The following is a 23,277-nucleotide window of genomic DNA, read 5'->3' as shown; positions in this document are numbered from 1 at the left end:
GAGGTAGGTTCCACGTGAACCAGAAGCGACCCAAGGTCAAGAAGTCGCGTGCCCTCGGCATTGCGCTGACCCCGAAGGCCGTCAAGTACTTCGAGGCCCGCCCCTACCCGCCGGGCGAGCACGGCCGTGGCCGCAAGCAGAACTCGGACTACAAGGTTCGTCTGCTCGAGAAGCAGCGTCTGCGCGCCCAGTACGACATCTCTGAGCGCCAGATGGCTCGCGCCTACGACCGCGCGAAGAAGGCCGAAGGCAAGACGGGCGAGGCGCTCGTCGTCGAGCTCGAGCGTCGCCTCGACGCCCTGGTCCTGCGTTCGGGCATCGCCCGCACCATCTACCAGGCGCGCCAGATGGTCGTTCACGGCCACATCGAGGTCAACGGTGACAAGGTCGACAAGCCGTCGTTCCGTGTCCGCCCGGACGACGTCATCACCGTTCGCGAGCGCAGCCGCGAGAAGGTTCCGTTCCAGGTTGCCCGTGAGGGTGGCTACGCAGGCGAGGGCGAGACCCCGCGCTACCTGCAGGTCAACCTGAAGGCCCTGGCCTTCCGCCTGGACCGCGACCCGAACCGCAAGGAAATCCCGGTCATCTGCGACGAGCAGCTCGTCGTCGAGTACTACGCCCGCTGATGCAGGCCTAGTCTCACCGACTGGTCAACCCGCTGTCCCCTCCGGGGGGCGGCGGGTTTCCTGTATCCCCGGCCGTACCGGAATTCCGGTACGGCCGGGGATCCCTGGCGCGATAGGGTCGAAGGGCCATGCGCAGGCATCAGTACAGTCAGAAGTTCAGGTACAGACAGAGAGCGGTGTGACGTGTCCGGAGTAGAGGTGGCCGGGATCATCGTGGCCGTCTTCTGGGCCATCCTGATCTCCTTCCTCGCCGTGGTGCTGGCGAGGCTGGCCCAGGTACTCAGGGCGACCACCAAGCTGGTCGCCGACGTGACCGACCAGGCGGTGCCGCTGCTGGCCGACGCCTCCACCACCGTCCGCTCCGCGCGCACCCAGCTCGACCGGGTCGACGCCATCGCGAGCGACGTCCAGGAGGTCACGTCCAACGCCTCCGCGCTGTCCTCCACCGTGGCCTCCGCCTTCGGCGGCCCCCTGGTGAAGGTCGCGGCCTTCGGCTACGGCGTCCGCAAGGCGCTGGGCCGGACGGACGACGTGCCCGCGAAGAAGACCCGACGTACCGTGATCGTCGGCCGTACGGTGCCGGCGGCCCGGCGCCGGAAGCAGAAGGGCTGAGACCGCCATGTTCCGCCGAGCCTTCTGGTTCACCGCAGGCGCAGCCGCCGGCGTGTGGGCCACCACCAAGGTCAACCGCCAGCTCAAGAAGCTGACGCCGGAGAGCCTGGCAGCCCAGGCGGCCGACAAGGCCGTGGAGGCGGGACACCGTCTCAAGGACTTCGCCCTCGACGTCAAGGCGGGAATGACGCAGCGCGAGGACGAGCTGAACGATGCGCTGGGGCTGCGCCAGGACCCCGATCGGTCCGACAACGTCACCGCCCTTCCCGGGCCGCGGCGGCTGCGGGCCATCGAGAACGACAAGACGACCTACCGACCTAAGTTTTCGTACGACCGGAATGAGGACCACTGATGGAGTCGGCTGAAATTCGCCGCCGCTGGCTGAGCTTCTTCGAGGAGCGCGGTCACACCGTCGTCCCTTCGGCGTCGCTCATCGCGGACGACCCGACTCTGCTGCTGGTCAACGCGGGCATGGTCCCGTTCAAGCCGTACTTCCTCGGCGAGACCAAGCCCCCGGCCCCCCGGGCCACCAGCGTGCAGAAGTGCGTCCGTACGCCGGACATCGAAGAGGTCGGCAAGACCACCCGCCACGGCACGTTCTTCCAGATGTGCGGCAACTTCTCCTTCGGCGACTACTTCAAGGAAGGCGCCATCTCGTACGCCTGGGAGCTGCTGACCAGCTCCGTGGCGGACGGTGGCTACGGCCTTGAGCCCGAGAAGCTGTGGATCACGGTCTACCTCGACGACGACGAGGCCGAGCAGATCTGGCGCGAGAAGATCGGCGTCCCCGCCGAGCGCATCCAGCGCCTAGGCAAGAAGGACAACTTCTGGTCCATGGGCGTCCCGGGTCCCTGCGGCCCCTGCTCGGAGATCAACTACGACCGCGGTCCCGAGTTCGGCGTCGAGGGCGGCCCGGCCGTCAACGACGAGCGCTACGTGGAGATCTGGAACCTGGTCTTCATGCAGTACGAGCGCGGCGCCGGCGACGGGAAGGAGGACTTCCCGATCCTCGGCGACCTGCCGTCGAAGAACATCGACACCGGCCTCGGCCTCGAACGCCTCGCGATGATCCTGCAGGGCGTGCAGAACATGTACGAGACCGACACCCTGCGCGTGGTCATGGACAAGGCCACCGAGCTGACCGGCGTGCAGTACGGCGCCGCCCAGTCGACCGACGTGTCGATGCGCGTGGTCGCCGACCACATCCGCACCTCCGTCATGCTCATCGGCGACGGCGTCACCCCCGGCAACGAGGGCCGCGGCTACGTGCTGCGCCGCATCATGCGCCGCGCCATCCGCAACATGCGCCTCATGGGTGCCACGGGTCCGGTCGTGCAGGACCTCGTCGACGTCGTGATCAACACGATGGGGCAGCAGTACCCGGAACTCGTCACCGACCGCAAGCGCATCGAGACCGTCGCGCTCGCCGAAGAGGCCGCCTTCCTCAAGGCCGTCAAGGGTGGCACGAACATCCTCGACACCGCCGTGACCGAGACCAAGGCCGCCGGCGGCACCGTCCTCTCCGGTGACAAGGCGTTCCTGCTCCACGACACCTGGGGCTTCCCGATCGACCTCACCCTGGAGATGGCCGCCGAGCAGGGCCTCTCCGTGGACGAGTCCGGTTTCCGCCGGCTCATGCAGGAGCAGCGCGACCGCGCCAAGGCCGACGCCAAGGCCAAGAAGACCGGCCACGCGGACATGTCCGCGTACCGGGAGATCGCCGACGGCTCCGGCGCCACCGAGTTCACCGGCTACGCCACGACCCAGGGCGAGTCCACCATCGTCGGCCTGCTGGTCAACGGCGTCTCCGCGCCCGCCGCCTCCGAGGGCGACGAGGTCGAGGTCGTCCTCGACCGCACCCCCTTCTACGCCGAGGGCGGCGGCCAGCTCGCCGACCAGGGCCGCATCAAGCTCGACTCCGGCGCCGTCATCGTCGTCCGCGACGTGCAGCAGCCGGTCCCGGGCGTCTCCGTGCACAAGGGCTCCGTCCAGGTCGGCGAGGTGACGGTGGGCGCCTCCGCGTACGCCGCCATCGACGTCCACCGCCGCCGGGCCATCGCCCGTGCCCACTCGGCCACGCACCTGACCCACCAGGCGCTGCGCGACGCCCTCGGCCCGACGGCCGCCCAGGCCGGCTCCGAGAACAGCCCCGGCCGCTTCCGCTTCGACTTCGGCTCGCCGAACGCCGTCCCCGGCTCGGTCCTCACCGACGTCGAGCAGAAGATCAACGACGTGCTCTCCCGTGAGCTCGACGTCACCGCCGAGATCATGAGCATCGACGAGGCGAAGAAGCAGGGCGCCATCGCCGAATTCGGCGAGAAGTACGGCGAGCGCGTGCGCGTCGTGACCATCGGGGACTTCTCCAAGGAACTGTGCGGCGGCACGCACGTCGGCAACACCGCCCAGCTGGGTCTGGTGAAGCTGCTCGGCGAGTCCTCCATCGGCTCGGGCGTACGCCGTGTCGAGGCGCTCGTCGGCGTGGACGCCTACAACTTCCTGGCCAAGGAGCACACGGTCGTCGCCCAGCTCCAGGAGCTAGTCAAGGGCCGTCCCGAGGAGCTGCCGGAGAAGATCGCCTCCATGCTCGGCAAGCTGAAGGACGCCGAGAAGGAGATCGAGAAGTTCCGCGCGGAGAAGGTCCTCCAGGCCGCCGCCGGTCTCGCCGCCAACGCGCAGGACATCCACGGCGTCGCCCTCGTCGTCGGCCAGGTGCCGGACGGCACCGGCGCCGACGACCTGCGCAAGCTGGTCCTCGACGTCCGCGGCCGCATCCAGGGCGACCGCCCGGCCGTCGTCGCCCTGTTCACCGTGGCGGGCGGCCGTCCGCTGACCGTCATCGCCACCAACGAGGCCGCCCGCGAGCGCGGTCTCAAGGCCGGCGACCTGGTCCGTACGGCCGCCAAGACCCTCGGGGGCGGCGGTGGCGGCAAGCCGGACGTCGCCCAGGGCGGTGGCCAGAACCCGGCCGCCATCCCCGAGGCCATCGCCGCGGTCGAGCGTCTCGTCGTCGAGACGGCCTGACGATGACGCTGCGCCGTGGCCGCCGGCTGGCCATCGATGTCGGTGACGCCCGGATCGGGGTCGCCTCGTGCGACCCCGATGGGGTGTTGGCCACACCGGTGGAGACCGTCCCGGGCCGGGACATTCCCTTCGCCCACCGGCGGCTGCGGCAGCTCGTCGAGGAGTACGAGCCCCTGGAAGTCGTGGTCGGCCTGCCCCGTTCGCTCAGCGGACGGGAGGGGCCGGCCGCGGTGAAGGTGCGCGCCTTCGCGAACGAACTCGCCAAGGGCATCAAGCCGGTGACGGTCCGTCTGGTGGACGAGCGGATGACCACGGTCACCGCCGCCCAGGGCCTGCGGGCCTCGGGAAAGAACGCAAAGAAGGGCCGTGCGGTCATCGACCAGGCGGCCGCTGTGGTGATCCTTCAGAACGCTCTTGAGACCGAACGGGTATCAGGTAATCCGCCCGGTGAGTGCGTCGAAGTGGTTGTCTGATCGCGATACGGTAACGTTCCGCGCGATGAGACGGCATTCGAACAGCCGTCGCCCACCGTCAATGAGGCGGACCCGGGTGCCACGGATGACGGAATCCGTGGCCTCCGTCTCGCGGCTCTAGGGGACCGATGACTGAGTATGGCCGGGGCCGTGGCCCCGAACCGTGGCACCCCGAGGACCCCCTGTACGGGGACCAGGGGTGGACCGGGCACCAGACCCAGCAGGGCCAGGCGCCCTACGGTGGTGCCCCGCAGCAGGAGTACCCGCAGGAGCCGCAGCAGCAGTACCAGCAGCAGTATCCGCAGCAGCAGTACGCGGAGTACCCGCAGCAGCCGTACCCGCAGCAGCAGTACCCCGAGTACCAGCAGCCGCAGCAGTACGCCGAGCAGCAGCCGGCCTACGCCCCGCAGCAGCACCAGCAGCCGGTGTACGACACCGAGGGCTGGGACACCGGCCAGGTCCCGTACATGGCCGCGGTGCAGGCCGACCCCTACGTGGGCGCGGAGCCCTACGCCCAGCAGCCCGTTCCGGGCTACCCGGGCGAGGCCCCCGACCTCTACGCCACGGCCGAGGCCTACCCGCCGCCGCGGCCCCCCGGCCAGCGCCACCTGGAACCGGAACCGGTCGAGCAGGAGGAAGAGGAGGCCGAGAGCGGCTTCCTCGCCGGCGGCGGCGGCCGTGACGGCGATGACGACGGTGGCGACCCGGCCGGCGGTGGCCGCCGGGGCGGCCGTTCGAAGGGCGGCAAGGCCAAGCAGCGCAGCGGCGCCGCCTGCCTGATCGCCACGCTCGTGATCGTGGGCGTCCTCGGCGGTGGCGGCTACTACGGCTACACCTACATCAAGGCCCGGTTCGGCGCGCCCGAGGACTACGCGGGCGAAGGCACCGGCGAGTCGATCGACGTCGAGATCCCCAAGGGTTCGGGTCTCCTCCAGATGGGCGTCATCCTCAAGAAGGCCGGCGTCGTCGCCAGCGCCCAGGCGTTCGCCGACGCGGCCGCCAAGCTCCCCCCGGGCAAGGCCATCCAGGCGGGCGTCTACCCGCTGAAGAAGAAGATGTCCGCCGCGGCGGTCGTCGAGGTGATGAGCGACCCGTCGAAGCTGAACGTGGTCACGGTCGCCGAGGGCAAGCGCAACGCCGAGGTCTACAAGCTGATCGACGCGAAGCTGGGCAAGCCCGAGGGCACCACCAACGAGATCGCCCGGCGCGAGGCCAAGAACATGGGCCTGCCGGCCTGGGCCGCCAACCCGAAGGCGATCGACCCGCTGGAAGGTTTCCTGTACCCGGCGCGCTACGACCTCAGCAGCGACACCACCCCGGAGTCCCTGCTCAAGCAGATGGTCAAGAACGCGACCGACAAGTACGGGGAGATGGGCATCGAGGCCAAGGCGAAGGAGCTCGGTCTGGAGAACCCGCTCCAGGTCGTCACCGTGGCCAGCCTCGTCAACGCCGAGGGCAAGAACCACGACGACTTCCGGAAGATGGCGGAGGTGGTCTACAACCGCCTCAAGAAGACCAACGACGTCACCAACCAGAAGCTGGAATTCGACTCGACGTACAACTACATCAAGGGCAAGAGCGACATCAACTTCTCGCTCAAGGAAGCACGGGCGTTCGAGCACCCCTACAACACGCACAACGTCAAGGGGCTGCCGCCCGGCCCGATCGGGAACCCGGGCGCGGACGCGCTGAACGCTACGCTCAACCCCGATCATGGTGGCTGGATGTTCTTCGTGTCGGTCGACGGCGACAAGACGACCTTCACCAAGACCTACGAGGAGCACCAGAAGCTGGCCGACGAGTTCCTCGCGCGGCAGAAGCAGAAGAACGGCGGGTAGCAGGACATGTCACGGATACGGGCCGCGGTGCTGGGTTCGCCCATCGAGCACTCCCTCTCGCCGGTGCTGCACCGCGCCGCCTACCAGGAGCTCGGCCTCGACGACTGGTCGTACGACCGCTTCGAGATCGACGAGGCCGCGCTCCCGGGGTTCGTCGCCGGCCTCGGCCCCGAGTGGGCCGGGCTGTCGCTGACCATGCCGCTGAAGCGGGCGGTCATCCCGCTGCTGGACGCGATCAGCGACACGGCCGCCGCCGTCGAGGCCGTCAACACGGTCGTCCTCACCGAGGACGGCCGCCGCCTCGGCGACAACACCGATATCCCGGGCATCGTCGCCGCGCTCCACGAGCGCGGCGTCGAGAAGGTGCCGTCCGCCGCCGTCCTCGGCGCCGGAGCCACCGCGTCCTCGGCGCTCGCCGCGCTCTCGCGGATCTGCTCCGGCGAGGTCACCGCGTACGTCCGCTCGCGCGCCCGCGGCGACGAGATGCGCCAGTGGGGCGAGCGGCTCGGCGTCCCCGTCCGTACGGCCGACTGGTCCGAGGCGGCCGAGGCGCTGGCCGCTCCGCTCGTGATCGCGACCACCCCGGCCGGTGCGACCGACTCCCTGGCCGCGTCCGTCCCGGCCGCGGCGGGGACCCTCTTCGACGTCCTCTACGACCCCTGGCCGACGCCGCTGGCCGCGGCCTGGTCGCGCCAGGGCGGCAAGGTCGTCGGCGGGGTGGACCTCCTGGTCCACCAGGCGGTGCTCCAGGTGGAGCGGATGACGGGCCGCACGCCCGGCCCGCTGGCCGCCATGAGGGCCGCCGGGGAACGGGCGCTCGCAGCCCGTTAGGCTTTCCACCTGCGTCTTTTCAACGGGGGTGGCATGAACGAGTCAGGCACGGATCACATCCTCGCGTCGAAGTGGGACCTTCCCTTCCTCGCCTTCTCCCTGCTCAGAGTGGCTTTCGGCGGGCTGCCGTTCTGGGTCAAGGCGGTCCTCCTCGGACTCGTCGGTTCCGTCGTCGCGTGGACGGCGTTCACGTGGCTGCGCGACCGCGGCCGGAGGGTCACCTGATGGACAGGGCGTCCGATAGCTGGACCGGGGCCCGGTAAACCCCTGCGGACGTGGGAGGATCGGGTCAGGCGGGTCCGGGCCGCGCACCCGATCGCGCCGTGGCTTTGGCAGGCGCGAGCATGAGGAGCATCGTTGAGCAGGTTGCGTTGGCTGACCGCCGGGGAGTCGCACGGACCGGCACTGGTGGCGACGCTGGAGGGGCTTCCCGCCGGCGTCCCGGTCACCACCGAGCTGGTGGCCGACCACTTGGCCCGGCGCCGGCTCGGCTATGGCCGCGGGGCCCGGATGAAGTTCGAGCAGGACGAGATCACCTTCCTGGGCGGCGTCCGGCACGGGCTGTCGCTGGGTTCCCCGGTGGCGGTCATGGTCGGCAACAGCGAATGGCCCAAGTGGGAGACCGTCATGTCGGCCGACCCCGTCGATCCCTCGCTGCTCAAGGACACCGGCCGCAACGCGCCGCTGACCCGTCCGCGGCCGGGCCACGCCGACCTCGCCGGGATGCAGAAGTACGGCTTCGACGAGGCCCGGCCGATCCTGGAGCGCGCCAGCGCCCGTGAGACCGCCGCCCGCGTCGCCCTCGGCGCGATCGCCCGGTCCTTCCTCAAGGAGGTCGCCGGCATCGAGATCGTCTCGCACGTGGTGGAACTGGCCGCGGCCAAGGCCCCGTACGGCGTCTACCCGACCCCCGCCGACGTCGACAGGCTCGACGCCGACCCGGTGCGCTGCCTCGACGCCGACGCCAGCAAGGCGATGGTCGCCGAGATCGACCAGGCCCACAAGGACGGCGACACCCTCGGCGGCGTCGTCGAGGTGCTGGCGTACGGCGTCCCCGTCGGCCTCGGCTCGCACGTCCACTGGGACCGGCGCCTGGACGCCCGTCTCGCGGCCGCGCTCATGGGCATCCAGGCCATCAAGGGCGTCGAGGTCGGCGACGGCTTCGAGCTCGCCCGCGTGCCCGGCTCCAAGGCGCACGACGAGATCGTCTCCACCCCCGAGGGCCTCAAGCGCACCTCCGGCCGCGCCGGCGGCACCGAGGGCGGTCTGACCACCGGCGAACTGCTGCGCGTACGGGCCGCGATGAAGCCCATCGCGACCGTTCCGCGCGCGCTGGCGACCGTCGACGTCGCCACCGGTGAGGCGACGGTGGCCCACCACCAGCGCTCCGACGTGTGCGCCGTGCCGGCCGCGGGCATCGTCGCCGAGGCCATGGTCGCCCTGGTGCTGGCCGACGCCGTCGTCGAGAAGTTCGGCGGCGACTCCGTCCCCGAGACCCGCCGCAACGTCCAGTCGTACCTCGACCACCTGCAGATCCGGTGACCGGCGGACCCCGGGTCGTCCTCGTCGGCCCCATGGGCTCCGGCAAGTCCACCGTGGGCGCGCTGCTCGCCGAACGGCTCGGCGTGCCCTACCGGGACACCGACGCCGACATCGTCGCGGCCGAGGGCCGCGAGATCTCCGACCTCTTCGTCGACGAGGGCGAGCCGTACTTCCGTGAGCTGGAGCGCCGTGCGGTGGCCGCCGCCGTCGCCGAGCACACCGGAGTCCTCGCCCTCGGCGGCGGCGCCGTCCTCGACGAGGGCACGCGCAAGCTGCTGACCGGCCTGCCCGTCGCCTATCTGTCGATGGACGTCGAGGAAGCCGTACGGCGCGTGGGCCTCGGCGCCGCGCGCCCGCTGCTCGCCGTCAACCCGCGCCGCCAGTGGCGCGAGCTGATGGACGCCCGGCGCCCCCTGTACACCGAAGTCGCGCGCGTCGTCGTGGCAACCGACGACCGCACCCCCGAAGAGGTCGCCCAGGCGGTCCTCGACGCTCTGGAGTTGAAGGACGTATGACGGACCAGGTGACGCGGATCCAGGTCGGCGCGAGCGCCGGGCACGACGCGTACGAGGTGCTGGTCGGACACCAGCTGCTCGGCGAGCTCGGCACCCTGATCGGCACGAAGGCCCAGCGGGTCGCCGTGATCCACCCCGAGGCGCTGGCCTCGACCGGTGAGGCACTGCGCGACGACCTCGCCGAGCAGGGCTACGAGGCGGTCGCCATCCAGGTGCCGAACGCCGAGGAGGCCAAGACCGTCGAGGTGGCGGCGTACTGCTGGAAGGCGCTCGGGCAGTCCGGCTTCACCCGCACCGACGTGATCGTCGGCGTCGGCGGGGGAGCCACCACCGACCTCGCGGGCTTCGTGGCGGCCACCTGGCTGCGCGGGGTGCGCTGGGTCGCCGTACCGACCACCGTCCTCGCGATGGTGGACGCCGCGGTCGGCGGCAAGACCGGCATCAACACCGCCGAGGGCAAGAACCTGGTGGGCGCCTTCCACCCGCCGGCCGGTGTGCTGTGCGACCTGGCGGCGCTGGACTCGCTGCCGGTCAACGACTACGTCAGCGGCCTCGCCGAGATCATCAAGGCCGGATTCATCTCCGACCCGGTGATCCTCGACCTGATCGAGGAGGACCCGCAGGCGGCCCGTACGCCCGCCGGCCCGCACACCGCCGAGCTCATCGTGCGCTCCATCCAGGTCAAGGCCGACGTGGTCTCCAGCGACCTCAAGGAGTCGGGACTGCGCGAGATCCTCAACTACGGGCACACCCTCGCGCACGCCATCGAGAAGAACGAGCGCTACAAGTGGCGTCACGGCGCCGCCGTGTCGGTCGGCATGGTCTTCGCGGCCGAGCTCGGCCGCCTCGCGGGCCGCCTGGACGACGCGACGGCCGACCGGCACAAGGCGGTGCTCGCCTCGGTGGGGCTGCCCCTGACCTACCGCGGCGACCAGTGGCCCAAGCTGCTCCAGACCATGCAGGTCGACAAGAAGTCCCGCGGCAACCTGCTGCGCTTCATCGTCCTCGACGGGCTGGCCAAGCCGACGGTCCTGGAGGGGCCCGACCCGGCGCACCTGGTGGCCGCGTACGGCGAGGTGTCGGCGTGAGCCGGCGCGTCCTCGTACTGAACGGCCCCAATCTGGGACGGCTCGGCTCGCGCGAGCCCGACGTGTACGGGGCCACCTCGTACGCGGGACTGGTGGAGAGCTGCCGCTCGCTGGGCGGGGAGCTCGGCTTCGACGTCGAGGTCCGCGAGACCAACGACGAGGGCGAGCTGGTGCGCTGGCTGCACGAGGCGGCCGACGGGAAGATCCCCGTGGTCATCAACCCCGGGGCCTTCACCCACTACTCGTACGCCATGCGGGACGCGGCGGCGCAGCGCACCGCGCCGCTGATCGAGGTGCACATCTCGAACCCGTACGCCCGCGAGGAGTTCCGGCACACCTCGGTCATCGCGGCCGTGGCGACCGGGACGGTGGCGGGTTTCGGCATCGGTTCGTACAGGCTGGCGCTGCGGGCACTGGCGGACGAGATCGCCGCCTGACACCCTGCGTGTCGGTGCCGGTGAACGCTCTGACCTCCGCGGTCATATAACGTTCTCGCATCAGTCGCCGGAACGAGACGGAGTGGCGCGGATGCAGCACGGAGTGGGGGGCTGGGGTCCGGCGGGACAGCACCCGGCGGCGCCCCCGCAGCCGCCGATACCCCCGGCGCAGGGCTGGCCGGGCGCGCAGCAGCTGCCCCAGCCCCAGCCCCAGCCCCAGCACCCGCAGGGTCCGCCCGCGTATCCCGCGCACCCGGTGCCCCCCGTGCCCGCGGTGCCGGAGGCCACCGGGCACATCCCGCTGCCGCCCGCGGTGGCGGGAACCGGCGGGGCCGTGCTGGCCGTGCTGCTGATCGGCCCGGCCGGCGCCGGCAAGACCACCGTCGCCCGGCACTGGGCCAGCACCCGGCCGGTGGCGACCGCCCACATCAGCCTGGACGACGTACGGGAGTGGGTCTGCGCCGGCTTCGCGGACCCGCAGGCGGGCTGGAACGAGCACTCCGAGGCCCAGTACCGCCTCGCCCGCCGCACCTGCGGCTTCGCCGCCCGCAACTACCTGGCGAACGGGATCTCCTGCATCCTCGACGACGCCGTCTTCCCCGACCGGCCCGTGGTGGGCCTCGGCGGCTGGAGGCGGCACGTCGGCCCCGCGCTGCTGCCGGTGGTGCTGCTGCCCGGCCTGGAGATCGTCCTGGAGCGGAACGCGGCCCGCTCCGGCAACCGCCGGCTCTCCGACGAGGAGGTCGCGCGGATCCACGGCCGGATGGCCGGCTGGTACGGCTCGGGCCTGCCGATCATCGACAACTCCCAGCTCGACGTCGAGGGCACGGCCCGCGCCCTCGACGAAGCCCTGGCGCGCGCGCTGGCCTGAGGGGGCTTCCCGCCGAGCGGGGCCGGACCGCCCGTCGCCGGGCGCCGGGGCGCGGCCGCGGCGCGCGAGGCGCGCATACGGACGCGCTCACCAGGCCGGGAGGCGCGAGCGCTCGTACGCTCGAAGACATGTCAGACGTGTACGCCGCCCGCCGGGGCCTGCTTCGCGACCGCTGCGCCGCTGCGGGGAACGCCGCCGCACTGATCACGCGTCCGGCCAACGTCCGCTACCTCTCCGGGGCTTCCCCGCAAGGCGCCGTCCTGCTCGTCGGACCCACCGAGGACGTGATGTTCTGTGCGGGCCCGCCCACCGGAGAGGCCGACGAGGGCCGCCTCGACGACCGGCTCAGAGTGTCCGTACTGTCGGGCCCCGGCGGGGACCCGGCCGTCGCGGCCGCCGATATGGCCGCCGCCGTACGCGCGGACTCGCTCGCGGTGGAGGAGCACCACCTCACCGTCGCCCGGCACCGCGCCCTGCGCTCCGTGGCGCCCAAGCTGCGGCTCGCCGACCTCGCCAACGCCGTGGAGCAGCAGCGCCTCGTCAAGGACGAGGAGGAGATCGCCTGCCTGCGGATCGCCGCGGAGATCGCCGACCAGGCCCTCGGCGAGCTGCTGGAGTCCATCCTCGTGGGACGCACCGAACGCCACCTCGCGCTGGAGCTGGAGCGGCGGCTCGTCGACCACGGGGCGGACGGGCCCGCCTTCCCGACCTCCGTCGGCACCGGCCCGCACTCCGGCCGCTCCCGGCACCGGCCCTCCGACCGCAGGGTGGAGGAGGGCGACTTCCTCTCCGTGTGCCTCGGCGCCAACTACCGCGGCTACCGGTGCGAGATCGGCCGGACCTTCGTGATCGGCACCACCCCGGCGGACTGGCAGATCCAGCTGTACGACCTCGTCTTCACCGCCCAGCGGGCCGGGCGCGAGGCGCTGCTGCCCGGGGCCGCGTACCGCGACGTGGACCACGCGGCACGCTCCGTACTGGACTCCGCGGGCCACGGGGAGGCCGTCGCCGCGTCCACCGGACACGGGGTCGGCCTCGAAATCGACGAGGACCCGCAGCTTGCACCTACGGCCATGGGTAAACTGGACGCTTGCGTGCCGGTCACCGTCGAACCGGGGGTTCACCTCCCGGGCCGGGGAGGTGTCCGGATCGATGACACGCTCGTCGTGCGCCCCGAGGCGGACGGCGGTCCCGAGCTACTCACCATTACGACCAAGGAGCTGCTCGCGCTCTAGCCCGCCGCGGCGGGCCGTGCGCGCATCCGTGGTCTTCCAGTGCAGGAGATTCCGCAACCGTGGCTTCCACGAACGACCTCAAGAACGGCATGGTGCTCAAGCTCGACGGTGACCAGCTCTGGTCCGTCGTCGAGTTCCAGCACGTCAAGCCCGGCAAGGGCCCGGCCTTCGTGCGCACCAAGCTCAAGCACGTGCTCTCCGGCAAGGTCGTCGACAAGACGTTCAACGCCGGCACGAAGGTCGAGACGGCCACCATCGACCGCCGTGACATGCAGTTCTCTTACATGGACGGCGAGTACTTCGTCTTCATGGACATGACCACCTTCGACCAGCTGATGGTCGACAAGAAGGCTGTCGGCGACGCCGCCAACTTCCTGATCGAGGGCTTCACCGCCTCCGTCGCCCAGCACGAGGGCGAGGTGCTCTACGTCGAGCTCCCGGCCGCGGTCGAGCTCAAGATCGAGCACACCGACCCGGGCGTCCAGGGCGACCGCTCCACCGGTGGCACCAAGCCCGCCACCCTGGAGACCGGCTACGAGATCCAGGTCCCGCTCTTCGTCACCACCGGCGAGACGGTCAAGGTCGACACCCGCACCAGCGACTACCTCGGCCGGAAGAGCAACTAACCCGTGGCTGCTCGGAGCAATGCGCGCAAGCGCGCCTTCCAGATCCTCTTCGAGGCGGACCAGCGGGGGGTGTCCGTACGCGAGGTCCTCGCGGACTGGATCCGCCACGCGCGGTCGGACGACCGGCAGCCGCCGGTCAGCGCCTTCACGATGGATCTCGTCGAGGGTTACGCCGACAAGGTGAACCGCATCGACGACCTGATCGTCACCTACGCCGTGGACTGGGAACTCGACCGCATGCCGGTCGTGGACCGCAACATCCTGCGGCTCGGTGCCTACGAGCTGATCTGGGTGGACGACACCCCGGACGCCGTGGCCATCGACGAGGCCGTCCAGCTGGCCAAGGAGTTCTCCACGGACGAGTCCCCCTCGTTCGTGAACGGGCTGCTCGCCCGTTTCAAGGACCTGAAGCCGAGCCTGCGCCGCAGCGAGAGCTGACCGCACGGCGCCACGGCACGGACCGGCACCGCCATACGGAAGGGCCCGCAGCGTGCGCGTTGCGGGCCCTTCCGTATGGGGCGGTGAGGGCGCGGGCGTGCGGCGCGGCATGCTGCGCGGACATGCGAAAACCGGCGGCTGCCGGACCCTGGGAAGGTCCGGCACCCGCCGGTAAACGTTTCTGCTGTGACGGCCGGGGACTACGGGACTAGACGTCCTCGTGAGCCACCGCACGACGGGCGTCCGCGTCCAGCACGCCCCAGCTGATCAGCTGTTCGGTCAGGACCGAGGGGGACTGGTCGTAGATGACGGCCAGGGTGCGCAGGTCGTCCTGGCGGATCGACAGCACCTTGCCGTTGTAGTCGCCCCGCTGGCTCTGGATGGTCGCCGCGTAACGCTGCAGCGGGCCCGCCTTCTCGGCGGGGACGCCCGCCAGGCGCTCCAGGTCCAGGCGCAGCTTCGGCGGCGGCTCGGCCGCCCCGCCGGGAGTCGTGCCCGGCAGCAGTTCCTGCACCGGCACCCCGTAGAAGTCCGCCAGTTCGGCAAGGCGCTGGACGGTCACGGCGCGGTCCCCGCGCTCGTAGGAACCGACCACCACGGCCTTCCACCGGCCCTGGGACTTCTCCTCGACACCGTGGAGGGAGAGGCCCTGCTGGGTGCGGATGGCGCGGAGCTTGGCCCCGAGCTGTTTGGCGTATTCGCTGGACATAACGCTCCCGGACGCTGTGACGACATGACCACGTGCGGCTCTGCCGCGCGGCTGGTAACTCACTGTGAGGTTACGCAGCGTTACTTGGATGCGTCAAGCCGAATGACCTCTCCCGCCCCTTCGGAGGGAGTCCCAGCAGCCCCGTGAGGGCCCCCGCGCACCGGGCCGGTGCCCGGCCACCGTCCGCCTCCTGGTACGGTGTGAGGCGTACATCAGACGTCCTTTAAGGTCCGTCCCGTGAGGCGGAGAAGGAGGTCCTTTTCATGGACACCCAGCAGCACACCGATGCCATGCGCCCCGTGCTCGAAGCGCAGGACATCGCGCGGGTCCTGACCCGCATCGCCCACGAGATCGTCGAACGCGCCAAGGGCGCCGACGACGTGGTGCTCCTCGGCATTCCCACCCGCGGTGTGTACCTCGCCCGCCGGCTGGCCGCCAAGCTCGAAGAGATCACCGGTACGAAGATCCCGGTCGGCTCCCTCGACATCACCATGTACCGCGACGACCTGCGGATGAAGCCCGCCCGCGCGATCGGCCGCACCGAGATCCCCGGCGACGACATCGACGGACGCCTCGTCGTCCTCGTCGACGACGTGCTCTTCTCCGGCCGCACGATCCGCGCCGCCCTCGACGCCCTCGGCGACCTCGGCCGCCCCCGCGCCGTGCAGCTCGCGGTCCTCGTCGACCGCGGCCACCGCGAACTGCCGATCCGCGCGGACTACGTCGGCAAGAACCTCCCCACGTCGCTTCGGGAGACCGTCAAGGTCCAGCTCCAGGAGGAGGACGGCCGTGACGCCGTACTGCTCGGCCAGCGGACCGCCCCGGCAGCAGGGCAGTAGCCCCTCCGCGTGCGGACCCGCCTCCCGGGTCCGCGCCGGGCTCCGCCCTGCCCTGCCCGCCGACCGCACCCCTGCCCGTCAGTCCGCCCGCCTGCCCTCCCGAACCACGGAGCCATCCAGATGAAGCGCCACCTCATCTCGGCCGCCGATCTCACGCGCGACGACGCCGTCCTGATCCTCGACACCGCCGAGGAGATGGCCCGCGTCGCGGACCGGCCGATCAAGAAGCTGCCCACGCTGCGCGGCCTCACCGTCGTCAACCTCTTCTTCGAGGACTCGACCCGCACCCGGATCTCCTTCGAGGCGGCCGCCAAGCGGCTCTCCGCCGACGTCATCAACTTCTCCGCCAAGGGTTCCTCGGTTTCCAAAGGCGAATCCCTGAAGGACACCGCGCTGACCCTGGAGGCCATGGGCGCCGACGCGGTCGTCATCCGCCACCACGCCTCCGGCGCCCCCTACCGGCTCGCGACCTCCGGCTGGATCGACTCCGCCGTGGTCAACGCCGGCGACGGCACCCACGAGCACCCCACCCAGGCCCTGCTGGACGCCTTCACCATGCGCCGCCGCCTGGTCGGCCGCGACGCCGGCCTCGGCAAGGACCTCGCCGGCCGCCGGATCACCATCGTCGGCGACGTCCTGCACAGCCGCGTGGCCCGCTCCAACGTCCACCTGCTGCACACCCTCGGCGCCGAGGTCACCCTGGTGGCCCCGCCCACACTGGTCCCGATCGGTGTCGAGACCTGGCCGTGCGAGGTCTCGTACAGCCTGGACGACGTGCTGCCGAAATCCGATGCGGTGATGATGCTGCGTGTGCAGCGCGAACGCATGAACGCCGCCTTCTTCCCGACCGAGCGCGAGTACTCCCGCCGGTACGGCCTCGACGGCGACCGCATGGCGAAGATGCCCGAGCACGCCATCGTGATGCACCCCGGCCCGATGAACCGCGGCATGGAGATCACCGCCGCGGTCGCCGACTCCGACCGCTGCACGGCCGTCGAGCAGGTCGCCAACGGCGTCTCCACCCGGATGGCCGTCCTGTACCTGCTGCTCGGAGGCTCCGAGCCCGCCGTCACCACCACCCCCGCCGCCACGCGCACCGAGGAGAACAAGTAACCATGAGCAAGATCCTTATCCGTGGCGCGAAGGTACTCGGCGGCGAGGCGCAGGACGTCCTGATCGACGGCGAGACCATCGCCGCCACCGCCCGGCAGGGCGAAATCGACTGGAGCGGGCTGAACCTGTCCGCCGAGGACTGCCAGGTCATCGAGGCCGAGGGCCAGGTCCTCCTCCCCGGCCTCGTCGACCTGCACACCCACCTGCGCGAGCCCGGCCGTGAGGACAGCGAGACCGTCCTCACCGGCACCCGCGCCGCCGCCTCCGGCGGCTACACCGCCGTCTTCGCCATGGCGAACACCTTCCCCGTCGCCGACACCGCCGGTGTCGTCGAGCAGGTCTGGCGCCTGGGCAAGGAGTCCGGCTACTGCGACGTGCAGCCCATCGGCGCCGTCACCGTCGGCCTGGAGGGCAAGCAGCTCGCGGAGCTGGGCGCCATGCACGACTCCGCCGCCCGCGTCACCGTCTTCTCCGACGACGGCAAGTGCGTCGACGACGCCGTGATCATGCGCCGCGCCCTGGAGTACGTGAAGGCCTTCGGCGGCGTCGTCGCCCAGCACGCCCAGGAGCCCCGCCTCACCGAGGGCGCCCAGATGAACGAGGGCGTCGTCTCCGCCGAGCTGGGCCTGGGCGGCTGGCCGGCCGTCGCCGAGGAGTCGATCATCGCCCGCGACGTCCTGCTCGCCGAGCACGTCGGCTCCCGCGTCCACATCTGCCACCTCTCCACCGCCGGCTCCGTCGAGATCGTCCGCTGGGCCAAGTCCCGCGGCATCGACGTCACCGCCGAGGTCACCCCGCACCACCTGCTCCTCACCGACGAGCTCGTCCGCTCCTACAACGCGGTCTACAAGGTCAACCCGCCGCTGCGCACCGAGCGCGACGTGACGGCCCTGCGCGAGGCGCTCGCCGACGGCACGATCGACATCGTGGCCACCGACCACGCCCCGCACCCGCACGAGGACAAGGACTGCGAGTGGGCCGCCGCCGCCATGGGCATGGTCGGCCTGGAGACCGCGCTGTCCGTCGTCCAGCAGACGATGGTGGAGACCGGACTGCTCGACTGGGCGGGCGTCGCCGAGCGGATGTCCTTCGCCCCGGCGCGCATCGGCGGCCTGGAGAACCACGGCCGCGCCGTCTCGGCAGGTGAACCCGCGAACCTGACCTTGGTCGACACCTCGTACCGTGGTGTCGTGGACCCCGCACACTTCGCCTCCCGCAGCCGCAACACGCCTTACGAGGGCCGTGAGCTGCCGGGGCGCGTCACTCACACTTTCCTGCGGGGCCGGGCAACGGTCGTGGACGGGAAACTGGCGTGACACCTGCAGTGATCCAACTGGCCGCCGAGGCCGCCGAACGACAGTCGGCGGAGGTGACCAGCTTCGGCGCCCGCATGGCGTGGGTGATCGGCCTGGTCGTCTTCATCGCGTTCGTGTACTGGCTGATGCGGCAGGGCTGGAAATGGCGCGGCGCCCTGCAGAACGATCTGCCGGAGCTCCCCGCCGCCCCGGACGGTCTGCCGGCACACCGCCTCGCCCTGACCGGCCGGTACCACGGGTCCACCACCGCCGGACAGTGGCTCGACCGGATCGTCGCCCACGGTCTGGGCGTCCGCAGCCGGGTCGAGCTCACGCTCACCGACGCGGGCCTCGACGTGGTCCGTCCGGGGGCCACCGACTTCTTCGTACCGGCCGCGCAGCTGCGCGGCGCCCGCCTCGACAAGGGAATCGCGGGCAAGGTACTCACCGAGGGCGGTCTGCTCGTCGTCACCTGGGCGCACGGCGACAAGCTGATCGACTCCGGATTCCGCTCCGACCGCGCGGCCGAACACGCCGCCTGGGTCGAAGCCGTCAACCACATTCACTCATCCATCACGACGGAAGGCGCCGAACGATGACGACCTCCACCAGGGGAGCAGCCAAAGCTCCCGCCGTACTCGTACTGGAGGACGGTCGGATCTTCCGCGGCCGTGCCTACGGCGCTGTGGGGGAGACCTTCGGCGAGGCCGTGTTCTCCACCGGCATGACCGGCTACCAGGAGACCCTCACCGACCCGTCGTACCACCGGCAGGTCGTCGTGATGACCGCCCCGCACGTGGGCAACACCGGCGTCAACGACGAGGACCCCGAGTCCTCCCGCATCTGGGTGGCCGGGTACGTGGTGCGCGACCCCGCCCGCATCCCCTCCAACTGGCGCTCCCGGCGCACGCTGGACGAGGAGCTCGTCCGGCAGGGCGTCGTGGGGATCTGCGGCATCGACACCCGCGCCCTGACCCGCCACCTGCGCGAGCGCGGCGCCATGCGCGTCGGCATCTTCTCGGGCGCGGCCATCGCCGACGACGCGGCCCTGCTCGCCAAGGTCCAGGCCCAGCCGCAGATGAAGGGCGCCGACCTCGCCGCCGAGGTCGCCACCAAGGAGGCGTACGTCGTCCCCGCGATCGGCGAGAAGCGCTTCACCGTCGCCGCCGTCGACCTCGGCATCAAGGGCATGACCCCGCACCGGATGGCCGAGCGCGGCATCGAGGTCCACGTGCTGCCCGCCACCGCCACCGTCGAGGACGTGTACGCGGTCAACCCCGACGGCGTGTTCTTCTCCAACGGCCCGGGCGACCCGGCCACCGCCGACGGCCCCGTCGCCGTGATGCGCGGCGTGCTGGAGCGCAAGACCCCGCTGTTCGGCATCTGCTTCGGCAACCAGATCCTGGGCCGCGCGCTCGGCTTCGGCACCTACAAGCTGAAGTACGGCCACCGCGGCATCAACCAGCCGGTGCAGGACCGCACCACCGGCAAGGTCGAGGTCACCGCGCACAACCACGGCTTCGCCGTCGACGCGCCCCTCGACAAGGTCTCCGAGACCCCCTACGGCCGCGCCGAGGTCTCGCACGTCTGCCTGAACGACCAGGTCGTCGAAGGCCTCCAGCTGCTCGACCAGCCGGCCTTCAGCGTCCAGTACCACCCCGAGGCGGCTGCCGGCCCGCACGACGCCGCGTACCTCTTCGACCGCTTCACGTCTTTGATGAGCACCGCCCAGATGGAGGCCGATCGTGCCTAAGCGCTCCGATATCCAGTCCGTCCTGGTCATCGGCTCCGGCCCGATCGTCATCGGCCAGGCCGCCGAGTTCGACTACTCCGGGACCCAGGCCTGCCGCATCCTCAAGGCCGAGGGCCTGCGGGTCATCCTGGTCAACTCCAACCCCGCGACGATCATGACCGACCCGGAGATCGCCGACGCCACGTACGTCGAGCCGATCACCCCCGAGTTCGTCGAGAAGATCATCGCGAAGGAGCGCCCCGACGCGCTGCTCCCGACCCTCGGCGGCCAGACCGCGCTCAACACCGCGATCTCCATGCACGAGCAGGGCGTACTGGAGAAGTACGGCGTCGAGCTCATCGGCGCCAACGTCGAGGCCATCAACAAGGGCGAGGACCGCGACCTCTTCAAGGGCGTCGTCGAAGCCGTCAAGCAGAAGATCGGCTACGGCGAGTCCGCCCGCTCGGTCATCTGCCACTCGATGGACGACGTCATCGCGGGCGTCGAGACCCTCGGCGGCTACCCCGTCGTCGTCCGCCCCTCCTTCACCATGGGCGGCGCCGGCTCCGGCTTCGCCCACGACGAGGAGGAGCTGCGCCGCATCGCCGGCCAGGGCCTGACGCTCTCCCCGACCACCGAGGTGCTCCTGGAGGAGTCCATCCTCGGCTGGAAGGAGTACGAGCTGGAGCTGATGCGCGACACCAAGGACAACGTGGTCGTCGTCTGCTCCATCGAGAACTTCGACCCGATGGGCGTGCACACCGGTGACTCGATCACCGTCGCCCCGGCGATGACGCTCACCGACCGCGAGTACCAGCGGCTGCGCGACATCGGCATCGCGATCATCCGCGAGGTCGGCGTCGACACCGGCGGCTGCAACATCCAGTTCGCGATCGACCCGGTCGACGGCCGCGTCATCGTCATCGAGATGAACCCGCGCGTCTCGCGCTCCTCGGCGCTCGCGTCGAAGGCCACCGGCTTCCCGATCGCCAAGATCGCCGCCAAGCTGGCCATCGGCTACACGCTCGACGAGGTCCCCAACGACATCACCGAGAAGACCCCGGCCTCCTTCGAGCCGACCCTCGACTACGTCGTCGTCAAGGCCCCGCGCTTCGCCTTCGAGAAGTTCCCGCTCGCCGACGCCACCCTCACCACCACCATGAAGTCGGTGGGCGAGGCCATGGCCATCGGCCGCAACTTCACCGAGGCGCTCCAGAAGGCCCTGCGCTCCCTGGAGAAGAAGGGCTCGCAGTTCACCTTCGTCGGCGAGCCCGGCGACAAGGACGAGCTGCTGGCCACCGCGGTCCGCCCGACCGACGGCCGCATCAACACCGTCATGCAGGCCATCCGCGCCGGCGCCACCCAGGAGGAGGTCTTCGAGTCCACGAAGATCGACCCCTGGTTCGTCGACCAGCTCTTCCTCATCAAGGAGATCGCGGACGACCTCGCCGCCGCCGAGAAGCTCCACCCCGAGCTGCTCGCCGAGGCCAAGCGCCACGGCTTCTCCGACGCCCAGATCGCCGAGATCCGCGGCCTGCGCGAGGACGTCGTGCGCGAGGTCCGCCACGCGCTGGGCGTGCGCCCGGTCTACAAGACGGTCGACACCTGCGCCGCCGAGTTCGCCGCGAAGACCCCGTACTTCTACTCCTCGTACGACGAGGAGACCGAGGTCGCCCCGCGCGAGAAGCCCGCGGTCATCATCCTGGGCTCCGGCCCCAACCGCATCGGCCAGGGCATCGAGTTCGACTACTCCTGCGTCCACGCCTCCTTCGCGCTCAGCGACGCCGGCTACGAGACCGTGATGGTCAACTGCAACCCGGAGACCGTCTCCACCGACTACGACACCTCCGACCGCCTGTACTTCGAGCCGCTGACGCTCGAAGACGTGCTGGAGATCGTCCACGCCGAGACGCTGGCCGGCCCCATCGCGGGCGTCATCGTCCAGCTCGGCGGCCAGACCCCCCTCGGTCTCGCCCAGGCGCTCAAGGACAACGGCGTCCCCGTCGTCGGCACCTCGCCCGAGGCCATCCACGCCGCAGAGGACCGCGGCGCCTTCGGCCAGGTCCTCGCCGACGCCGGCCTGCCGGCCCCCAAGCACGGCACCGCCACCACCTTCACGGGTGCGAAGGCCATCGCCGACGAGATCGGCTACCCGGTCCTGGTCCGCCCGTCCTACGTGCTCGGCGGCCGCGGCATGGAGATCGTCTACGACGAGGCCCGGCTGGAGTCGTACATCGCCGAGTCCACCGAGATCTCCCCGACCCGCCCCGTGCTGGTCGACCGCTTCCTCGACGACGCGATCGAGATCGACGTCGACGCCCTCTACGACGGCACCGAGCTCTACCTCGGCGGCGTCATGGAGCACATCGAGGAGGCCGGCATCCACTCCGGCGACTCGGCCTGCGCCCTGCCCCCGATCACCCTCGGCGGCCACGACATCAAGCGCCTGCGGGCCTCCACCGAGGCCATCGCCAAGGGCGTCGGCGTCCGCGGCCTGATCAACATCCAGTTCGCGATGGCGGGTGACATCCTCTACGTCCTGGAGGCCAACCCGCGCGCCTCCCGCACCGTGCCCTTCACCTCGAAGGCCACCGCCGTCCCGCTCGCGAAGGCCGCCGCCCGCATCTCGCTCGGCACCACCATCGCCGAGCTGCGCGCCGAGGGCCTGCTGCCCAAGAACGGCGACGGCGGCACCCTGCCGATCGACGCGCCGATCTCCGTCAAGGAGGCCGTCATGCCGTGGTCGCGCTTCCGCGACATCCACGGCCGCGGCGTCGACACCGTCCTCGGCCCGGAGATGCGCTCCACCGGCGAGGTCATGGGCATCGACTCGGTCTTCGGCACGGCGTACGCCAAGTCGCAGGCCGGCGCCTACGGCCCGCTGCCCACCAAGGGCCGCGCCTTCATCTCGGTCGCCAACCGCGACAAGCGCACGATGATCTTCCCGGCGCGCGAACTCGTCGCCCACGGCTTCGAGCTCATGGCCACCTCCGGCACCGCCGAGGTGCTGCGCCGCAACGGCATCAACGCCACCGTCGTGCGCAAGCTCAGCGAGGGCGAGGGCCCCAACGGCGAGAAGACCATCGTCCAGCTGATCCACGACGGCCAGGTCGACCTGATCGTCAACACCCCGTACGGCACCGGCGGCCGTCTCGACGGCTACGAGATCCGTACGGCGGCCGTGGCGCGCGGCGTCCCGTGCCTGACCACGGTCCAGGCACTCGCCGCGGCCGTCCAGGGCATCGACGCGCTCAACCACGGCGACGTGGGCGTCCGCTCCCTCCAGGAGCACGCGGAGCACCTGACCGCGGCCCGCGAGTAGGTCCTGTCCGGCCGGACAGGACCTGCCAGCCCGAACAGCCCGGACACGGGGAGGGGGACACCGGTTTCACGACGGGTGTCCCCCTTTCCATGAGCGCAGAGGGATCCTTCTCGA

23 protein-coding genes are annotated in these 23,277 nt (G+C 70.8%); 22 read left to right on the top strand and 1 reads right to left on the bottom strand.

Annotated features, from left to right (window positions below; genetic code table 11):
* The first annotated feature begins 14 nt into the window (after positions 1–14).
* The 16 genes from rpsD (at position 15) to nusB (ending at position 14,153) form a co-directional block, all read left to right on the top strand.
* A complete protein-coding gene (gene rpsD, locus AC07DU_RS14650) occupies positions 15–626 on the top strand; it encodes a 30S ribosomal protein S4 (RefSeq protein ID WP_008740451.1) in 612 nt (203 codons plus the stop codon).
* 183 nt (positions 627–809) lie between these two features.
* Positions 810–1,238, top strand: a complete 429-nt coding sequence (locus AC07DU_RS14645) for a DUF948 domain-containing protein (RefSeq protein WP_360887255.1) — start codon at positions 810–812, stop codon at positions 1,236–1,238.
* A 7-nt stretch (positions 1,239–1,245) separates the two neighbouring features.
* A complete protein-coding gene (locus AC07DU_RS14640) occupies positions 1,246–1,590 on the top strand; it encodes a DUF6167 family protein (RefSeq protein ID WP_479111642.1) in 345 nt (114 codons plus the stop codon).
* Positions 1,590–4,259: an alanine--tRNA ligase gene (alaS, locus tag AC07DU_RS14635; protein ID WP_479111640.1), complete on the top strand. Its 2,670-nt coding sequence runs from the start codon at positions 1,590–1,592 to the stop codon at positions 4,257–4,259. The genes AC07DU_RS14640 and alaS overlap by 1 nt, the downstream gene beginning before the upstream one ends.
* 2 nt (positions 4,260–4,261) lie before the next feature.
* The gene (gene ruvX / locus AC07DU_RS14630; protein ID WP_453372512.1) at positions 4,262–4,732 is read left to right on the top strand and encodes a Holliday junction resolvase RuvX; all 471 of its coding nucleotides are present in this window, start codon (positions 4,262–4,264) and stop codon (positions 4,730–4,732) included.
* A gap of 128 nt (positions 4,733–4,860) precedes the next feature.
* Positions 4,861–6,570, top strand: coding sequence for an endolytic transglycosylase MltG (mltG, locus tag AC07DU_RS14625; RefSeq protein ID WP_479031403.1), 1,710 nt, complete (start codon positions 4,861–4,863; stop codon positions 6,568–6,570).
* A 6-nt stretch (positions 6,571–6,576) separates the two neighbouring features.
* Positions 6,577–7,401: a shikimate dehydrogenase gene (locus AC07DU_RS14620; protein WP_479111638.1), complete on the top strand. Its 825-nt coding sequence runs from the start codon at positions 6,577–6,579 to the stop codon at positions 7,399–7,401.
* A gap of 33 nt (positions 7,402–7,434) precedes the next feature.
* Entirely contained in the window at positions 7,435–7,626 is a 192-nt protein-coding gene (locus tag AC07DU_RS14615) for a hypothetical protein (RefSeq protein ID WP_479031399.1), read from the top strand.
* A 132-nt stretch (positions 7,627–7,758) separates the two neighbouring features.
* Positions 7,759–8,943, top strand: a complete 1,185-nt coding sequence (aroC, locus tag AC07DU_RS14610; protein ID WP_360887234.1) for a chorismate synthase — start codon at positions 7,759–7,761, stop codon at positions 8,941–8,943.
* On the top strand, positions 8,940–9,458 hold the full coding sequence (locus AC07DU_RS14605) for a shikimate kinase (RefSeq protein WP_360887231.1): 519 nt from the start codon (positions 8,940–8,942) through the stop codon (positions 9,456–9,458). The genes aroC and AC07DU_RS14605 overlap by 4 nt, the downstream gene beginning before the upstream one ends.
* Positions 9,455–10,546 (top strand): 3-dehydroquinate synthase, encoded by a 1,092-nt coding sequence (aroB, locus tag AC07DU_RS14600; RefSeq protein WP_453372516.1) that lies wholly within the window; start codon positions 9,455–9,457, stop codon positions 10,544–10,546. Before AC07DU_RS14605 ends, aroB begins: the two co-directional genes overlap by 4 nt.
* A complete protein-coding gene (aroQ, locus tag AC07DU_RS14595; RefSeq protein ID WP_360887226.1) occupies positions 10,543–10,983 on the top strand; it encodes a type II 3-dehydroquinate dehydratase in 441 nt (146 codons plus the stop codon). The genes aroB and aroQ overlap by 4 nt, the downstream gene beginning before the upstream one ends.
* A 91-nt stretch (positions 10,984–11,074) precedes the next feature.
* Complete coding sequence (locus tag AC07DU_RS14590; protein ID WP_479031395.1) at positions 11,075–11,854, top strand: AAA family ATPase; 780 nt, start codon at positions 11,075–11,077, stop codon at positions 11,852–11,854.
* A 128-nt stretch (positions 11,855–11,982) separates the two neighbouring features.
* Positions 11,983–13,089, top strand: a complete 1,107-nt coding sequence (locus AC07DU_RS14585; RefSeq protein WP_453372518.1) for an aminopeptidase P family protein — start codon at positions 11,983–11,985, stop codon at positions 13,087–13,089.
* Positions 13,090–13,148: 59 nt separating this feature from the next.
* Positions 13,149–13,715 (top strand): elongation factor P, encoded by a 567-nt coding sequence (gene efp, locus AC07DU_RS14580; RefSeq protein ID WP_030008757.1) that lies wholly within the window; start codon positions 13,149–13,151, stop codon positions 13,713–13,715.
* A 3-nt stretch (positions 13,716–13,718) separates the two neighbouring features.
* Complete coding sequence (gene nusB / locus AC07DU_RS14575) at positions 13,719–14,153, top strand: transcription antitermination factor NusB (RefSeq protein ID WP_360887217.1); 435 nt, start codon at positions 13,719–13,721, stop codon at positions 14,151–14,153.
* 208 nt (positions 14,154–14,361) lie between these two features.
* On the opposite strand, the gene bldD is transcribed toward nusB, so the two are convergent.
* Positions 14,362–14,862 carry a transcriptional regulator BldD gene (gene bldD / locus AC07DU_RS14570; RefSeq protein WP_030026184.1) on the bottom strand — a complete coding sequence of 167 codons (501 nt, stop codon included), beginning with the start codon at positions 14,860–14,862 and terminating at the stop codon, positions 14,362–14,364.
* 263 nt (positions 14,863–15,125) lie between these two features.
* Between bldD and pyrR the strand changes: the two genes are divergently transcribed.
* The 6 genes from pyrR (at position 15,126) to carB (ending at position 23,163) form a co-directional block, all read left to right on the top strand.
* Positions 15,126–15,701 carry a bifunctional pyr operon transcriptional regulator/uracil phosphoribosyltransferase PyrR gene (gene pyrR, locus AC07DU_RS14565; RefSeq protein ID WP_360887214.1) on the top strand — a complete coding sequence of 192 codons (576 nt, stop codon included), beginning with the start codon at positions 15,126–15,128 and terminating at the stop codon, positions 15,699–15,701.
* A gap of 120 nt (positions 15,702–15,821) precedes the next feature.
* On the top strand, positions 15,822–16,814 hold the full coding sequence (locus tag AC07DU_RS14560) for an aspartate carbamoyltransferase catalytic subunit (RefSeq protein ID WP_360887211.1): 993 nt from the start codon (positions 15,822–15,824) through the stop codon (positions 16,812–16,814).
* A 2-nt stretch (positions 16,815–16,816) separates the two neighbouring features.
* Positions 16,817–18,130 (top strand): dihydroorotase, encoded by a 1,314-nt coding sequence (locus tag AC07DU_RS14555; RefSeq protein WP_479031387.1) that lies wholly within the window; start codon positions 16,817–16,819, stop codon positions 18,128–18,130.
* Positions 18,127–18,708 (top strand): PH-like domain-containing protein, encoded by a 582-nt coding sequence (locus AC07DU_RS14550; protein ID WP_360887206.1) that lies wholly within the window; start codon positions 18,127–18,129, stop codon positions 18,706–18,708. Before AC07DU_RS14555 ends, AC07DU_RS14550 begins: the two co-directional genes overlap by 4 nt.
* Positions 18,705–19,862: a glutamine-hydrolyzing carbamoyl-phosphate synthase small subunit gene (gene carA / locus AC07DU_RS14545; RefSeq protein WP_360887203.1), complete on the top strand. Its 1,158-nt coding sequence runs from the start codon at positions 18,705–18,707 to the stop codon at positions 19,860–19,862. Before AC07DU_RS14550 ends, carA begins: the two co-directional genes overlap by 4 nt.
* Entirely contained in the window at positions 19,855–23,163 is a 3,309-nt protein-coding gene (carB, locus tag AC07DU_RS14540) for a carbamoyl-phosphate synthase large subunit (protein WP_479031382.1), read from the top strand. Before carA ends, carB begins: the two co-directional genes overlap by 8 nt.
* Positions 23,164–23,277: the final 114 nt, after the last annotated feature.

The sequence above is a fragment of the Streptomyces sp. NPDC045695 genome (assembly GCF_056432025.1).
The sequence above is the reverse complement of the archived record's forward strand: the minus strand, read 5'-3'. Positions and strand labels throughout refer to the sequence as shown.

Bases quoted from the DNA above. Each gene is read 5' to 3' on its own strand.
- mltG (WP_479031403.1), top strand. From the start codon at position 4,861: ATGACTGAGTATGGCCGGGGCCGTGGCCCCGAACCGTGGCACCCCGAG.
- pyrR (WP_360887214.1), top strand. From the start codon at position 15,126: ATGGACACCCAGCAGCACACCGATGCCATGCGCCCCGTGCTCGAAGCG.
- ruvX (WP_453372512.1), top strand. From the start codon at position 4,262: ATGACGCTGCGCCGTGGCCGCCGGCTGGCCATCGATGTCGGTGACGCC.
- carA (WP_360887203.1), top strand. From the start codon at position 18,705: ATGACGACCTCCACCAGGGGAGCAGCCAAAGCTCCCGCCGTACTCGTA.
- alaS (WP_479111640.1), top strand. From the start codon at position 1,590: ATGGAGTCGGCTGAAATTCGCCGCCGCTGGCTGAGCTTCTTCGAGGAG.
- AC07DU_RS14555 (WP_479031387.1), top strand. From the start codon at position 16,817: ATGAGCAAGATCCTTATCCGTGGCGCGAAGGTACTCGGCGGCGAGGCG.
- bldD (WP_030026184.1), bottom strand. From the start codon at position 14,862: ATGTCCAGCGAATACGCCAAACAGCTCGGGGCCAAGCTCCGCGCCATC.
- aroB (WP_453372516.1), top strand. From the start codon at position 9,455: ATGACGGACCAGGTGACGCGGATCCAGGTCGGCGCGAGCGCCGGGCAC.
- AC07DU_RS14560 (WP_360887211.1), top strand. From the start codon at position 15,822: ATGAAGCGCCACCTCATCTCGGCCGCCGATCTCACGCGCGACGACGCC.
- AC07DU_RS14585 (WP_453372518.1), top strand. From the start codon at position 11,983: ATGTCAGACGTGTACGCCGCCCGCCGGGGCCTGCTTCGCGACCGCTGC.
- AC07DU_RS14620 (WP_479111638.1), top strand. From the start codon at position 6,577: ATGTCACGGATACGGGCCGCGGTGCTGGGTTCGCCCATCGAGCACTCC.
- AC07DU_RS14615 (WP_479031399.1), top strand. From the start codon at position 7,435: ATGAACGAGTCAGGCACGGATCACATCCTCGCGTCGAAGTGGGACCTT.
- AC07DU_RS14640 (WP_479111642.1), top strand. From the start codon at position 1,246: ATGTTCCGCCGAGCCTTCTGGTTCACCGCAGGCGCAGCCGCCGGCGTG.
- AC07DU_RS14590 (WP_479031395.1), top strand. From the start codon at position 11,075: ATGCAGCACGGAGTGGGGGGCTGGGGTCCGGCGGGACAGCACCCGGCG.